We start from the raw sequence: 15,813 nt of genomic DNA, 5'->3' as shown, positions 1-15,813 counted from the left end.
AGTCCAAACAATTACACTAATGGGGCATACGGGAAAACTTGCGCACTAGCTTCAAGCGGTGTAAAACTTGATTGAAGCGAGCCTTTGATTGCACTTAAGCTATCAACGGACCAGCCTTTCGCATTGAATACCGAGCGAATCGGACGCGGCTGAGAAAACACCATAATTTCCTTACCTCGTACACCAAATATTTGACCGGAAATATCGGCAGCTTCATCCGATGCCAAAAAGGCAACTAATGGCGCAATATGAGCTGGCGAAAGCTGTTTCAGTCTTTCCACTCGCTCTTTTTCATCCTCTGTCTCTGTAGGGATTGTCCCGATTAATCGGCTCCATGCAAACGGGGCAATCGCATTCGATGTAACATTATACCGGGCCATATCTAACGCAGTACTTTTACTTAATCCGACAATCCCTAATTTAGCAGCTGAATAATTGGCTTGCCCCACATTACCGATTAACCCGGATGTGGAGGTGAAATGAATAAAACGCCCACTTTTTTGTTCTTTAAAGATTGTTGATGCCGCTCGTGTCATATTAAATGAACCCTTTAAGTGAACCGCAATTACTGTATCCCACTCTTCTTCGCTCATTTTAAACAACATCCGGTCACGTAAAATACCTGCATTATTCACGACGATATCTAAGCGGCCAAATCGTGATAATGCTGTGTCTATAATATTGGAAGCAGATTCATAGTCAGCAACGGAATCATAGTTGGCTACAGCATCTCCGCCAAGGTCCTGTATTTCCTGCACCACTTCATCTGCAATTTTTGTATCATTTCCTTGCCCATCGGATCCGCCACCTAAATCATTGACTACAACTTTTGCTCCTTCTTTCGCTAGAAGTAAGGCAATATCTCGTCCAATACCTCGACCGGAACCTGTGACAATTGCAACTTTATCTTTTAAATTCGACATAGTTAACATCCTTTCTTATTTGGCTCATTACACTAATTGTTTGTATTCTTCCGTAAGAGCAGCCCGGAATTTCGGATGCGCAATGGCAATTAGGTTTTGCGCCCGTTCACTTAAAGATTTTCCAAACAGTTTTGCAATACCATACTCTGTGACAACGTAGTCGATTTCAGACTTTAATGACGTCACGTATTTTGTATGAATCTTTATCCGGGATTCCGATCCGTTTTTCGCCGTAGAAGGCAGCGCAATAATTGCTCTTCCACCTGAAGAAAGCTTTGAGCCGTGAATGAAATCCATTTGACCTCCAACCCCTGCAACAACATGGGAGTCCTCAACTTGCTCGGCATTGATTTGGCCGGACAGGCTTACTTCCAACGCCGAGTTAATTGAATAAAAATGACTTATTTTCGATATAATCGCTGCATTATGGGTGTAACTTACCGGATACAGTTCAACGCTTTTATTTTGATGACAAAATTTATATAAATCATTTGTTCCTGTAAGTGTTGTGCAAACGGTTTTATGCCGGTTGATCTCTTTTCGTTCATTTGTAATAACTCCAAGATTAATGAGCTGCATAATCTCATCGGAAATCGAACCCGAATGCACTCCTAATCCTGCTTTGGACTGGAGTGACCGGACAATACTAGCAGCGATTTTACCGACGCCAACTTGTATCGTCGCATAATCAGGGATTAGCGTTGCCACGTAATTACCGATAGCTAATTCTTCTTTAGCCGGATGACTGTTTGGAATCGTGAGTAACGGTCGGTCAGATGGAACAAACTTGTCGATCTGGGATACATGGACGAGAGTTTCTCCAAATGTATAAGGAATATTGCTGTTTACTTCCGCAATTACAACCGTCGCTTCCTTTATCAATGTCTGTACAACATCTACCGAAAGACCAAGACTACAAAAACCGTTTGCATCTGGACGGGAAACCTGAATAAGTGCAACATCAATTTTCTCTTCTTTGATCCACCGAGGGATGTCCGAGAAATTTACAGGAACGTAATCACAATTATTATTTTCGTATGCTTTTTTCAATAAGGTTGAATTTAAGAATGTTCGAATTCTAAAGTGTGGGTGACATATGGGATCCGCATATTTACACGGACTCCCTAAAATGATGGTATATAATAAAATCTCTTGTAATCGCGCCTTTTGACGAATCAATTCTTCTACAAGTACTTGAGGTTCATTACACATCGGTGCCAAAAATATCGTTTGAGAGGATTCAATAAGTTGGATTGCGTTTTCAGCAGTAGTACATTTTTTTGTATAGTGGGGTTTCCAATCGGTATTGTTCATCGTGATCAGCTCCGGTTCCGTATCTACAACTGCATATTTTCAACAATTGTTGTAATACCAAGACCGCCGCCAATACAGAATGTAACTAGACCGTATTTTTCTCCACGTCTTTCCATTTCATGAAGCAGCTTCGTCATTAATACACCACCTGTGCCGCCAATCGGATGACCAAGTGCGATTGCGCCCCCATTTACATTTACTCGGTTTATATCCATGCCAAGTTCCTTGATGACGGCCAAGGATTGAGCTGCAAAGGCTTCATTTAATTCTATTAAACCGATTTGATCAAGTGTTAAATCCGCTAATTGCAACGCTTTTCTAGTTGCCGGGGCAGGGCCAATTCCCATAATTTCCGGTGAAACTCCTGATACAGCTTGCGCAATAATTTTCGCCTTAGGTTTTTTATCATACTGTGCAGCTGCTTCTTCCGACATAAGCATAATCACACCCGCACCATCATTACGACCGCTTGTATTCCCGGCAGTAACTGTACCGTTTTCTTTAAAAACCGGTTTTAATTGAGATAATCTTTCGAATGTTGTTTCCCTCGGATGTTCGTCTACTTTAAATTCGACCATTCCTTTTTTCGTCTTCACTTCAAATGGGACGATTTGATCCTTGAACAATCCCGTTTCGATGGCTCTTTTTGCATTCTCCTGGCTCCTTATGGCAAACTCATCTTGTTCACTTCGGGAAATGGCGTATTTTACAGCCAAGTTTTCAGCAGTCATTCCCATTGTTAATGCGCCATATATTTCAATTGGCTGGGCACGTGGTTGACTTTCAGTGTTCGAATCGAGAATTTCACCGTTTCCAGCACCGTAACCGTAACGGACATTCCGCAAATAGTATGGGGCTGTGCTCATGCTTTCAGCTCCACCCGCAATAATAATATCCGAAAGCCCACACATGATTTGCTGAGCACCGCTATTCATTGCCTGCAGACCTGAACCGCATTGCCGGTGAACTGTATAGCCGGTAATTTCAATCGGAAAACCTGCACGTAAAAGGGCTAAGCGGGCTAGATTAGGCGAATCAGTACTTTGCTTTGCTTGTCCGATAATGACTTCATCGATTTTATCCTTACCAATTCCGGTACGAACAGTAATTTCGTCCAACACTTTTGCCGCAAGATAATCTACCTCTACATTTTTTAATGTTTCGCCCATACGACCAACTGCTGTACGTACAGAGTCTATAATTACGGCATTTTTCATTGCGTCTCACCTCATTAATTCATATTACGTATCATGTGTTTATACTTGATGAAATAATTTCGGATTTATTACAGCCCCAAATTTTTGGCAATAATGACTTTCATAATTTCGTTGGAACCGGCGAAAATTGGTGTAACGGCAATATCCCGGAATCGTCTCGCAATCTTATATTCTTCCATATAGCCGTAGCCGCCATGTAATTGCATACACTCTACTGATATTTTGCGAGCCATATCCGTTGTCCACCATTTGGCCATTGATACTTCCGTCACGAGATCCTGTCCTTCTAAATGGCGTAAGATCAAATCATCCACAAATGTTTGGCCGATTTTTACTTGTGTCGCAATTTCCGCCAGTGTAAATTGTGTATTCTGGAATTTACCAATTGGTTTACCAAACGCTTCCCGCTCTTTTACATATTGCAACGTCAAATCCAGCATATCTTTTGCAGCGGTAATTGCCCCTACTGCTGTGAGCAGACGTTCTTGCTGCAATTTTTGCATTAAATACAAGAACCCTTTTCCTTCTTCCCCAAGAAGATTTTCTGCAGGTACTCGTACATTTTCAAAAATCAGTTCTGCTGTATCCTGACTATGCATACCAACCTTGTCTAATTTTCTTCCACGGGAGAAACCTTCCATCCCTCTCTCAATGATCAATAGGCTTACCCCATTATGGGCAGGTACCGCTTTTGGATCTGTTTTACAGGCGATGATGATGACATCGGAAAGAATTCCGTTCGTAATGAATGTTTTTTGACCATTTACAATATAGTCTGATCCATCTTTCACAGCAGTCGTCGTCATTTTTTGTAAATCAGACCCTGCACCCGGTTCTGTCATCGCAATTGCTGAAATCCATTCACCGCTTACAAACTTCGGAAGGTATTTCATCTTCTGCTCTTCTGTTCCAAAAGAAGTGATATACGGTGTTACGACATTGCTGTGCAGACCAATCCCACTTAAGCCGCCGCCGACTTTTGATAATTCCTCGGACAAAACAATATCAAAGATAAAGTCTAAGCCCGTCCCACCGTACTTTTCCTCTACGCTTGGACATAAAAATCCTTGACTGCCTAGCTTCAACCATAATTCACGCGGTACAATACGATCGTTTTCCCATTGTGTAAAATAAGGATCAATTTCTTTTTCTACAAATTTTCTAAGAGAATCCCTGAACATAATATGATCATCATTAAAAAATGTACGGGACTCTTTTCTAGATTTCGCCAATGTTTTATTCATTGAATTCACTCTCTCTTCATCATATTTTTAACACCTTTTTATATTGAAAGCGATTACAAATCTTTAAAATATGAATATCGCCTTTATTTAAATTCTCTCAATAATTGTGGCATTGGCCATGCCCATTCCTTCACAAATCGCAAGCAGGCCGTAACGTTGGTTATTACGCTCCATTCGATAAAGCATCGAAGTTAATAATTTCGTTCCGGTTGCGCCAAGTGGATGACCTAGCGCAATTGCACCACCTTCCGGATTCAGTTTCGACAAATCGGCTCCCAGCTCTTTTGCCCAAACTATTGGTACTGGAGCAAATGCTTCATTCACTTCATACGTATCGATCTCTTCAATCGTTAAGTTTGCCTTTTGAAGGACACGTTTTGTCGCTTCAATTGGGCCTGTCAGCATAAGTGTCGGGTCAGAACCTACGACAGTACGCGCGATGATTTTTGCCATCGGTTTCACACCGAGTTCCTCTGCCTTATCACTGGACATAATGAGTACAGCCGACGCACCGTCACTCATTTGTGATGAAGTTCCGGCAGAAATAAATCCGTCTTCTTTAAACAGCTTCCTTAAGCCTTGCAGAACTTCAACGGTTGTTCCGGGTCTCGGGCCTTCATCGGTATCCACATCACCAATCGCTACAACTTCATCGTTAAAGTAGCCGGCTTTGATTGCTTCACTGGCACGTTGTTGGCTCAACACAGAATATTCATTAATTTCCTGCTCTGTTAATTGCCATTGTTCTGCAATTCGCTCTGCGGATAAACCTTGGTGGATCAACTCATATTTTTTAATACGGTCACTTTTACGCGTACCCTCCATATTGGATCCCATCGGTACTCGACTCATGCTTTCAATACCACCCGCAATGACAATGTCCATATCGCCAGAAATAATCGCTTGTGCCGCAAAATGGACTGCCTGTAAACTCGAGCCACATTGCCGGTCAATCGTTACACCAGGCACTTCAATCGGAAAGCCTGCCATCAGTGCGGCAATTCGTGCGATATTTCCGCCTTGCTCCAATGTCTGGGAAACACAGCCGAAAATAACATCCTCTACAAGTGCCTTTTCAATTCCTGCTCGACTTACTACCTCCTCCAGTACATCTGCAGCTAAGTCATCTGCTCGTACTTCTGCTAAGACGCCATTTCTTCTGCCTACCGGTGTTCGTGTTGCAGCGACGATTACGGCTTCTCTCATACACTCATTCCCCCTTAGTATATTGGGTGGCGAATTGCTTAGATCGCCTCATAAAAACTCTAAAATCGTTTCACTTTCCCAAAATCCACTATATGTTGCTTATACAAAAAGATTACAACCTATTAAGCAATTGAATATCTGTCTCTTAATTTATATAGATAATCAGGTGAAAATATTCTCAACAATTTAGTACTTTTAAATAGTAAAATTAACTGATACCACGATTAATGTTATGGTTTTAATAACAAATCATAATTTCACTTTATATTCCAATATAAGTTAATACATCACATCAGACGGTAATTTAAATATCGATTCATTGTGGTATATGTAAAATGAACATTAATTCCAATAGTGAATTATTATGAAACAAATAGAGTTTTTCGTGTATTTCGATGGATTTTGAAAAGTATTTTTCTTTACTCGGATATTTATAATTATTTTTTAAGCCATAATAAAAAGGCATCATCCATTTGAATTAATCAAAATAGATGATGCCTGAGTATATTTATTCAATTTTAAATTGTTCTGCTTATTCTTTTATACTTCCATCTTTGGAATGAAAGCGTAATAAATCCCCATTAACAACTTTATCTGAATAGTGAAGTTTTTCTTCTACCATCGCTTTTAATTTATCTGCTGTTTCCATTTTCGATTCATCGAGCATTTCGCCTGTTTTCGGATCGTAGTATTTGCCGTCCAATGAATAGATCGTCGGGCTGACAAAATTACCGTTTCTGAACGGAACGATTTCGCTATGCTCTTCCGATAGCAGGTCTGTCCCAAAATGAATATTGTTTTTCGTTTCAACACCAAGTAAATGCAGTACTGTCGGAAGAAGGTCTATTTGGCCACCATACGTATGGTTAACGCCGCCTTCCATACCCGGCACATGAATAAAGAGAGGCACACGCTGTAAATCGGCATTTACAACAGGTGTCACTTCTTCACCAATAATTTGTTCCATCGCTTTATTATGGTTGTCGGAAATTCCGTAATGGTCTCCGTACATCACAATCATTGTATTTTCATACAGACCGGATTCTTTTAAATACGTAAAGAACTGTTCAATTGCTTCGTCAGCGTATCGAGCTGTCTGGAAATAATTATCGACACTCGTATCACCTGTCGTCGCTTTCCCGATCGACACTAAATCCTGGTCAATCTTATATGGGAAGTGATGGGCAACCGTGATGAATTTTGTATAGAATGGCTGCGGCAATGTTTCTAGCAAGCTTTGCGACTGCTCGAAAAATGGTTTATCCATTAAACCGTACTCCGCCATATTTTTCGAATCGGCTGTATCATATGAACTTTCATCAAAAAATTCATCATAGCCAAACTGATTATAAATCATATTTCGGTTCCAGAAACTGCCGTTATTACCGTGGAATACTGCAGACGTATACCCATAATCTTTTAGAATCGATGGTGCGGCTTCAAACGTATTTTGTCCTTTCGTTATAAAGGCCGAGCCTTGTGGCAATCCGAATAAAGAATTCTCTAACATAAATTCAGCATCGGACGTTTTGCCCTGCGCTGTTTGATGATAAAAGTTATCGAAATACATTGTATTTTCATTTTTAACCAATGAATTTAAAAACGGTGTTACTTGTTCGCCATCAAGCTCATAGTCAATTAAAAATGACTGCATAGATTCCAAATGTAAATAAATAACATTCATATCTTTTGCTTTACCAAAATACTTCTCGTTTGGTTGAGATGAAAATGAATTTGTATAGTTTATTATTTCCGCAATATCACTGCTGTCTGCTGAAGCACGCTCTGAAGATGCTTCAAACGTTTTAACAGAATCATAAATTGAATAATTGTACATTCCTAAATATTTTACAATATAACTGCGGTCAAAGCCTCGGCTCAATAAATCCGGGCGATCTGCTTCCGCTAATTGCAAGTTAACAATAGACAATATAATTGCCGCAGCCACAACTGCTGCCGGCATTTTAAATCCGATTTTGCCGGATTGGAAATTAATTTTTTTTGAAAAACGAATATAGATCAACACGAAAATATCCACAAAAAATAATACATCATAAGGTTTTAATAAAGTTAATACACTGCCGCCTAAATCCCCGAAATTTTGTGTTTGAGATATCGTAGGTAGTGTAATAAAATCGCTGAAGAAACGATAATATACAGCATTTGCAAATAAAAGAATTGTCATCAACGTATAGATAAAGATCAATACTGTCAGTTTTCTTTTTCCTTTAAACAGAAATGCAACTGATAAAAATAGTAGCGCAGATCCCAATGGGTTGATCAATAAAAGAAACTGCTGGAGCGGCCCCTCAACACCCAGCTTAAACTGCGTTACTTGTGTAATGTAAGTTTTCGCCCATAGCATTAAAACGGCCAGAACGAAAATCGCTAGGAAATTATTTAATAAGCTTTTATTTTTTACTAAGTTTTTCACCTTGTAATCACTCTTTCTATTCAAAACATTTTTCCCTTTATATAGAGAAAAACAAGATTTAATATATCAAAAAAACATTAACCTATGCAACTATTATGTAACGATGGCCGATAGCAATTGTTGCCAGGAAATGTTGTTCTTGAACAAAAACAGTAAAAAAATGGAGGTTGCCTAAGCAAATTCCTCCATTTTTTAGGTCTAGCTATTAAATATTGTAGCTTTCTTATCTTATTTAGGAAAAACTTTTTTAAAGCGGTCACAAACAGTCAGCATTTCCTCGGTAAATTCCAGACCTTGCGCTGAGAGTTCTCTGCTAAAAAACGCGACATGTGCTTCCTTCCATTCCTCATAAGTACCTTCTCCTTCTGCCAAAGCAAAATCAACAGGTACTTCATTGAATGGGTATATTTCAATAGAATAGGATTGTATGATCGCTACCGGTTCATCCTTACTGTTTAAAACAATTTGATAGTCCCCAATTTCCGGTAAACTTTCCCCTTCTCGTTCATACAACGGAAAACTCGAGCAAGTTGCGGTTTTAGTGCCCTCCTCGACAAGTCCTGCAAGCCAATCCGCCTTTTCACCAAATTGAAATGCTTCTTTATAACGGATATTTTCCATACCTTCCGAATCACAATATTGCTGCCAAAATGCTTCTATATTATTCATTTGCTTAACTCCTTTTGTTTCGACTGCGCCCATTCAAATGGACCATCATGAACGGTTAGCTGCTGATTTTCCAGCCAAGCCGTTCTCGTAAATAGTTTTTGCAAAAAATAGCGGTCATGGCTAATTGCAAGAATGGTTCCTCCAAAGTTCTCCAATGCTTCTTCAAGCGCTTCTCTCGACTCAATATCAAGATGGTTCGTTGGTTCATCCAAAACGAGAACATTGCATTTTTGAATCATTAATTGAGCTAGTCGAAGCCTCATTTTCTCCCCGCCGCTTAGTTGATCCACTTTTTTAAATACATCATGACCGTAAAACAAAAATTTGGCGAGCATATGCCGCGCATCGTATTCCGTTAATGACACCTGCTCTCGGAATGCATCAATAAGACGCTGCTTGCCGTTCAATTGGTCAAACTGCTGTGCAAGGTAACCGATCTTTAAATTGCTCCCTTGCCTTGCCTCTCCATCAACCGGCGCAATTTCCCCTAATAGAATTTTTAATAACGTGGATTTTCCCGTACCGTTATTCCCAACAATCGCTACCCTATCTTGAAAATGTATCGATAAATCAACATCCATAAATAAAAAGTCATGTTCAAACCCATGGGAAATGTTTTTCAGCATAAACACTTCTTTGCCAGTCCGGTCTTCGGTTTTCAATTGTAAATTCATATGGCGCTCGGTTTTGGGCTTCTTGACGATTTCCATTCGTGCCAGCATTTTCTCCATTACTTTCGCTTTACGGTATAAATCAGGATTGGGAGGAGACGCTTCATTCGCCCATTGTCGTAATCGGCGAATCGCCTCTTTCATCTTCTGAATCTTTTTTTGCTGTTCGTCATATGCCGCAAACTGTTGCGCTATTTTTGCTTCTTTATTATTAATGTACTGATCATAGTTACCCTTACTTACCCAAATTTGGCCATCTTCAATTTCTGCCACATACTGAACAATTTTATTTAAAAACATCCGGTCATGCGAGATTACAACAACGGTACCTTTGAAGTATTGCAAATAATCTTCAAGCCACTGTGTTGCAGCAAGATCCAAATGATTTGTCGGTTCATCCAACAGCAAAATATCAGGCTGCTGCAATAAAATTTGAGCGAGCATTACCTTTGTTTTTTCTCCACCGCTCAGCGCATCAAAAGGTTGATCTAATAACTTTGTAATCGCGAGTCCATTGGCGATCGATGCGATTTTCGCTTCGATTTCGTATCCGCCCTTTGCTAAATAGTGCTCTTGCAGCTCACCGTACTGATTTAAAATCTTCTCCGATAAATCAGTTGCCATCCGCTTTTCCAAATGAGCTAAACGGTCTTTAATTTGATGTAATTCAGCAAATGCTTTCGACAATACATCAAAAACGGATGTATCCGTGTATCGGGGAATTTGATGCAAGTAGCCGATTGTTTGACCTTTCGATTTTATGATCCGTCCTTCATCCGGCTGTTCAATGTCTGCCAGTACTTTAAATAATGTCGTTTTTCCGCTGCCGTTTCGACCGACAATTGCGATACGTTCACCTGTATTTACTTCTATAGAAAGATCCTTAAAAATGGTGTTGCCACCGATAATTTTCGTAATGTTTTCTGCTTTTAACTGCATATTTCTACGCCTCCATCGGCGCAGCTAAAAAACAAAAAGACTGCTCATTAACGAGAGCAGTCTTTTCAGTATTGGTGAAAAGAATGAAGTTAATTAGCTACGCATTATTTTTAAATTGTCTAAAAAAGGACACACCTATCCCGTTAGACCCAAATTTAAAAGTAATGACACGTGCAAAATACATAGCTGTATCCACTTTTACACCTGTCTCAATCGCCAACTTCTTCATTCCGTTCACCTCCGTCCATTTGAATTGTTCTAATATTACCATATTTCAATAAATATGTACATACTGGAAATGAGTGCTTTTTTGGGGGCGGAGTTCTCCTTTTCGGAAAGGCGGTTCTACTTTTCAGGCCATACTTTCTACTTTCCGACGATTTCGTTCTACTTTCCGGTTGCGATGTTCCACTTTTTCAGTCAAACTTTCTACTTTCCGTTTCATTCGTTACATTTTCGGTTCCCGATGTTTTACATCCACCCGATTCCCCCTACACCCTTGAACAAGAAAAGCCGGAACTTTTATTTTCCCTTTTTACAAATTTGCGTTACGATAATAAGTGGATGCAATTTAGAATGGAGGAAGTTTTCCTTATGTCGAATAAAGCTTTACAAAAAGATGCGATGCGCGTATTAAAAGAGACGAGCCGTACATTTTTTATCCCCATTACTTTTTTAGATAAAGAATTAAAATTAACGGTTGCCTCGGCCTATTTAGCGATGCGAGCGATTGATGAAATTGAAGATCATGAAGATGTTTCCAATGAAATGAAAAATGCAACATTATTAAAAGTAGCGGAATTATTGAAAGCCTCTGTCTTCGATAACAATGCTTACCTTGATGCCTTGGCACCTATAAAGGACAAAATGCCTGAAGTGACACTTCGTCTTGCTGACTGGCTGGAAGTTTGCCCTCAGGGTGCTTTCTCTATTGTCACATCTGCGACGAGTGAGATGGCGGAAGGGATGGCAAAATGGGCGCTCGCAAATTGGCAGGTGCATACGAAAGAAGACTTGGACGACTATACCTACTACGTGGCCGGTTTAGTCGGTGTCATGCTTTCGGAGCTTTGGGAATGGAGTGCCGGCACGAAAACAGACCGTGAACTGGCAATCGGCTATGGTCGCGGTTTACAGGCAGTAAACATTCTACGTAATGAGCAGGAAGATTTGGATGAGCGCGGTGTCAGCTTCGTACCCGATGGCTGGACGCGTGCTGAACTATTTGCTTATGCAGAGGAAAACCTGGCAAAGGCCGACCTTTATATGAAAGATTTAGATAAACGTTCGATTAAATTATTCTGTAGACTGCCTTTAGCATTGGCGCATAAAACATTGCAGGCCATGAAAGAAGGACGAAAAAAAATGTCCCGCTCAGAAGTTGAAGCGACAGTTGAAGAAATCCAGGTAGACTAAAAAGAAGTGTGTTGAGGGGTTCTCCCCCAACACACTTCTTTCTTACATAATAATGGCAATTGCGATACTGCAAATTGCACAAAGCACTACATAAGTAAATGAAATAATATGACGACGCTTTTCTCTTCTTAACCAAAACTCCAATAATCCACGAACTATAAATAAAATCATAATGAACGCAAACAATACTGAATATAATGTTTTTTGGTCAAATAGATTAATAGTTACATACGATAAAAACATGAAACATAGGAAGATTTCCAAGAAGAGATGCCAAATCCCCACATACTGATCCATAAATTTCTCGTTTTTTGGGATGTTATATTTTTTACGTAAGTTTAAATCGAGTAAACCTGCTCCAAAAAATGCGATGATTACTACTACAATTAACACAAGCGACTTCCCTTCTATATCTCTGTTTGTAAATACTGCTGTCGTAATTCTTCAGGCACTAAATCGCCGCCTGTTGACCATATAATATGTGTGGCGTTTTCCATTTTATCTGTAAGCCCATGCTTTTCAATGTATGAAGTGCCCTGCATCATTAATTCGATCGGACCATAAACTCCCGCATGTGCTGAAGGTTCCATAAAAATGTTTTCCGTCTCAAACATACCTTTTAAACTTCTAAATAAAAAGCTGTCATCCACAGTATAACATCCGCTTATAACGGATTCCATCAATGTTCCGACAAATCGTGAAGGCCGCCCTACCGCCAATCCGTCAGCTTCCGTCCGATTGGACAACCCAATATCATTCACACTAATTTTGTCATGCATACCGGTCATCAATCCTAAAAGCATACATGGTGATGCAAATGGTTCTGCAAAGAAAATATGAATATATTCACCGTAAATTTGTTTTAAAGTATAGGCAATTCCTCCAGGCGCACCGCCAACACCGCAAGGCAGATAAACAAATAACGGATGATTTGCATCGACTGTAATTTTTGCTTGCTGTAGCTGTTCTTTCAGGCGCAGACCCGCTACTGAATATCCTAAAAACAGATCGATGGAATTTTCATCATCAACGAAATGGCATGTTGGATCCTGTTCTGCTACTTGGCGGCCGTTTTCCACGGCAGACGTGTAATCAGATTCGTATTCGATTACTTCTACTCCTTTTTCGCGTAGCAGTTCTTTTTTCCATTCCTTTGCCTCTATCGACATATGCACCGTTACCTGGAAGCCAAGCTCTGCGCTAATAATACCGATACTCAGACCTAAATTGCCCGTTGACCCGACCGCTACTTTATATTGACTAAAAAATTTACGGAATTCTTCACTATGGAAATTTGCGTAATCATCTTGTTCTGTTATTATACCGGCATCGATTGCCAGCTTTTCGGCATGACTCAACACCTCGTATATACCGCCACGCGCTTTAATCGAACCGGCGATCGGTAATGCATGATCACATTTAAGCATTAATTTTCCGGGAATATTAAAACCGCGTCTTCCTTCTATAAGTTTTTTCATCGACGCAATTTCTTTTAATTCCGATTCAATAATACCGTCTGAAAATTTCGTGATTGGAAATGCGACTTTTATATAAGAAGAAAAACGCTTCAATCTATTTTCTGCGTCCTGGATCATATCGAGTGTTACTTGTTTGGATACTTGACTATCTTTCGCTACATTTTCATTTTCCCAAAATACGTATTGTTCGGATTGCAGCTTTTCAATTAACGGAAAGCGCGCTTTTAATGCGTCTAAATTTAAGATTTGCTGATTCATTTATGATTCCTCCTTCTCAAAAATTGCACGTTCACAAATTTGTCGAAATTTTATTTCAAAAGCCAAATTATTTTCTTCCGTGCGCTTTTTGGGTCCTTTCGTACGTCCCCCTGCACGTCTTATTTTCGCACTTTCAAATCGAAATGCCAACAGTTGATCTATGTTGTCTGACGTCAGTTCTTTCCCGTTGTGATTGATCACAATTCCACCTTTTGCTATACACATCGCAGCAAGACCATAATCTCCTGTTATGACAATATCTCCTCTCTTTAAGACACTGAGGAGCTTAAAATCAACAGAATCTGGTCCCTTGTCGACAATAATTGTTTTTGCACCCTCCCGTTCCATTCGATGTGATGTATCGCAGAACAAGATTGGTCTTATCTCATATCGAGATGAAATAAACAGCGCTAAATCAACAACCGGGCAAGCATCTGCATCAATTAATAGTTGTAAAATAGTTCATCATCCTTTCCAAAAGCAACTCCAAATCATTATATCAATATAATAATTGAAAACGTTTTCTCTTTTTTAACATCGATTTCACACAGTGATGTTACATAAAATATAATTGAATTGTTTGATAATTCATACTAATGTATACTTATTAATCCATTTGGGGGTATAGACATGACGACAATGACAACAACGAGTAACGCACAGCAATATGTTGATGGAGTGTTTGAAAAATTAAAATCTAAGAACGCACATCAATTAGAATTCTTACAAGCAGCGGAAGAAATTTTCCTTTCTCTAGTTCCTGTATTCGAACAACATCCTGAATACATTCAACATAACATTTTAGAACGTATCGTTGAGCCCGACAGAATCATCTCTTTCCGTGTCGCTTGGCAAGATGATCAAAACCAAGTACAAGTAAACCGCGGATACCGTGTTCAATATAATAACGTTATTGGGCCATATAAAGGTGGTTTACGCTTCCATCCTACTGTAAACGAATCTATTATGAAGTTTTTAGCCTTTGAACAAATTTTCAAAAACGCTTTAACTGGTCAACAGATCGGCGGAGGTAAAGGCGGTTCCGACTTTAATCCAAAAGGTAAATCAAATGCAGAAATTATGCGCTTCTGCCAAGCATTCATGACAGAATTATACCGCTATGTTGGTCCTGATGTCGATGTTCCGGCCGGAGATATTGGTGTAGGTTCACGCGAAGTCGGCTATTTATGGGGGCAATACAAGCGAATTCGCGGTGCATATGAAGCAGGTGTATTAACAGGTAAAAAACCTGGCTACGGCGGTTCATTAGCACGTACAGAAGCAACAGGATACGGTTTAGTATACTTTGTTGAAGAAATGCTTCGTGAAGCAAAACTTTCAATTAACAACAAAACAGTTGTCGTTTCAGGATCTGGAAATGTAGCAATTTATGCAATTGAAAAAGCCCAGCACTTTGGAGCGAAAGTAGTGGCCTGCTCAGATTCTTCAGGTTACATTTACGATACGGAAGGCATTAATTTAAAAATTGTTAAACAGTTAAAAGAAGTTGAAGGGAAGCGTATTAAAGAATATGTAAATTATCGTCCAAATGCTCTTTATACAGAAGGCTGTGACGGTATTTGGACAATTCCATGTGATATCGCCCTTCCATGTGCAACACAAAATGAAATTAACGGCGATCAGGCTCGTACGTTAATTGCAAATGGGGTAAAAGTCGTTGCGGAAGGTGCAAATATGCCATCGAATTTAGATGCAATCAATGAGTTTTTAGCGAGCGATGTATTATTTGGTCCTGGTAAAGCAGCAAATGCAGGTGGTGTTGCCGTGTCAGCACTTGAAATGGCTCAAAATTCCGGCCGTAATTACTGGACTTTCCAGGAAGTTGATGAAAAACTGCATGGCATTATGAAATCAATTTTTAAAGAAAGTTCGGATGCAGCGAAAAAATACGGTTATGAAGGCAATTTAGTTGTCGGTTCAAACATTGCCGGCTTCATTAAAGTAGCGAACGGTATGCTTGTAGAAGGCGTTTATTAATTAACAAAAACCCGCAATTTCCTTCGATTAAGGAGTATTGCGGGTT

The 15,813-nt window shown here is 39.7% G+C and carries 14 protein-coding genes; 2 read left to right on the top strand and 12 right to left on the bottom strand.

Annotated elements, in window-relative coordinates:
• Nucleotides 1–11: 11 nt before the first annotated feature.
• The 9 genes from MHB58_RS07095 to MHB58_RS07055 form a co-directional block, all read right to left on the bottom strand.
• Nucleotides 12–923, bottom strand: a complete 912-nt coding sequence (locus MHB58_RS07095; protein WP_008404773.1) for an SDR family NAD(P)-dependent oxidoreductase — start codon at nucleotides 921–923, stop codon at nucleotides 12–14.
• Between the two features lie 27 nt (nucleotides 924–950).
• A complete protein-coding gene (locus tag MHB58_RS07090) occupies nucleotides 951–2,237 on the bottom strand; it encodes an acetyl-CoA hydrolase/transferase family protein (RefSeq protein WP_008404774.1) in 1,287 nt (428 codons plus the stop codon).
• Nucleotides 2,238–2,260: 23 nt separating this feature from the next.
• On the bottom strand, nucleotides 2,261–3,454 hold the full coding sequence (locus tag MHB58_RS07085) for a thiolase family protein (protein ID WP_008404775.1): 1,194 nt from the start codon (nucleotides 3,452–3,454) through the stop codon (nucleotides 2,261–2,263).
• Between the two features lie 68 nt (nucleotides 3,455–3,522).
• A complete protein-coding gene (locus MHB58_RS07080; protein WP_008404776.1) occupies nucleotides 3,523–4,698 on the bottom strand; it encodes an acyl-CoA dehydrogenase family protein in 1,176 nt (391 codons plus the stop codon).
• Nucleotides 4,699–4,785: 87 nt separating this feature from the next.
• Nucleotides 4,786–5,904, bottom strand: a complete 1,119-nt coding sequence (locus tag MHB58_RS07075) for a thiolase family protein (protein ID WP_008404777.1) — start codon at nucleotides 5,902–5,904, stop codon at nucleotides 4,786–4,788.
• Nucleotides 5,905–6,436: 532 nt separating this feature from the next.
• Nucleotides 6,437–8,338: an LTA synthase family protein gene (locus MHB58_RS07070; protein WP_014824257.1), complete on the bottom strand. Its 1,902-nt coding sequence runs from the start codon at nucleotides 8,336–8,338 to the stop codon at nucleotides 6,437–6,439.
• A gap of 228 nt (nucleotides 8,339–8,566) precedes the next feature.
• On the bottom strand, nucleotides 8,567–9,007 hold the full coding sequence (locus tag MHB58_RS07065; protein ID WP_340734908.1) for an ASCH domain-containing protein: 441 nt from the start codon (nucleotides 9,005–9,007) through the stop codon (nucleotides 8,567–8,569).
• Nucleotides 9,004–10,617, bottom strand: a complete 1,614-nt coding sequence (abc-f, locus tag MHB58_RS07060; protein ID WP_340734907.1) for a ribosomal protection-like ABC-F family protein — start codon at nucleotides 10,615–10,617, stop codon at nucleotides 9,004–9,006. The genes MHB58_RS07065 and abc-f overlap by 4 nt, the downstream gene beginning before the upstream one ends.
• Before the next feature lie 97 nt (nucleotides 10,618–10,714).
• The gene (locus tag MHB58_RS07055) at nucleotides 10,715–10,846 is read right to left on the bottom strand and encodes an RAxF-45 family protein (RefSeq protein ID WP_008404783.1); all 132 of its coding nucleotides are present in this window, start codon (nucleotides 10,844–10,846) and stop codon (nucleotides 10,715–10,717) included.
• 365 nt (nucleotides 10,847–11,211) lie between these two features.
• On the opposite strand from MHB58_RS07055, the gene MHB58_RS07050 reads away from it, so the two are divergent.
• Nucleotides 11,212–12,033 (top strand): squalene/phytoene synthase family protein, encoded by an 822-nt coding sequence (locus tag MHB58_RS07050; protein ID WP_340734906.1) that lies wholly within the window; start codon nucleotides 11,212–11,214, stop codon nucleotides 12,031–12,033.
• A 42-nt stretch (nucleotides 12,034–12,075) separates the two neighbouring features.
• Here the strand turns inward: MHB58_RS07050 and MHB58_RS07045 are convergent, their stop codons facing one another.
• Genes MHB58_RS07045 through MHB58_RS07035 form a run of 3 tightly spaced genes read right to left on the bottom strand, consistent with a single transcriptional unit; the run spans nucleotide 12,076 to nucleotide 14,228 of the window.
• On the bottom strand, nucleotides 12,076–12,426 hold the full coding sequence (locus tag MHB58_RS07045) for a DUF4181 domain-containing protein (protein WP_008404785.1): 351 nt from the start codon (nucleotides 12,424–12,426) through the stop codon (nucleotides 12,076–12,078).
• 14 nt (nucleotides 12,427–12,440) lie between these two features.
• Nucleotides 12,441–13,769 carry a D-serine ammonia-lyase gene (locus tag MHB58_RS07040; RefSeq protein ID WP_340734905.1) on the bottom strand — a complete coding sequence of 443 codons (1,329 nt, stop codon included), beginning with the start codon at nucleotides 13,767–13,769 and terminating at the stop codon, nucleotides 12,441–12,443.
• Nucleotides 13,770–14,228, bottom strand: a complete 459-nt coding sequence (locus MHB58_RS07035) for a YaiI/YqxD family protein (RefSeq protein WP_340735894.1) — start codon at nucleotides 14,226–14,228, stop codon at nucleotides 13,770–13,772.
• Between the two features lie 171 nt (nucleotides 14,229–14,399).
• Here MHB58_RS07035 and gdhA point away from each other — a divergent pair, with 171 nt between their 5' ends.
• Nucleotides 14,400–15,767: an NADP-specific glutamate dehydrogenase gene (gene gdhA, locus MHB58_RS07030; RefSeq protein ID WP_340734904.1), complete on the top strand. Its 1,368-nt coding sequence runs from the start codon at nucleotides 14,400–14,402 to the stop codon at nucleotides 15,765–15,767.
• Nucleotides 15,768–15,813: the final 46 nt, after the last annotated feature.

Origin of the sequence: Solibacillus sp. FSL K6-1554, assembly GCF_038005185.1 — a bacterium.
GTDB lineage: Bacteria > Bacillota > Bacilli > Bacillales_A > Planococcaceae > Solibacillus > Solibacillus silvestris.
This window is presented reverse-complemented; position numbering and strand designations above follow the sequence as displayed.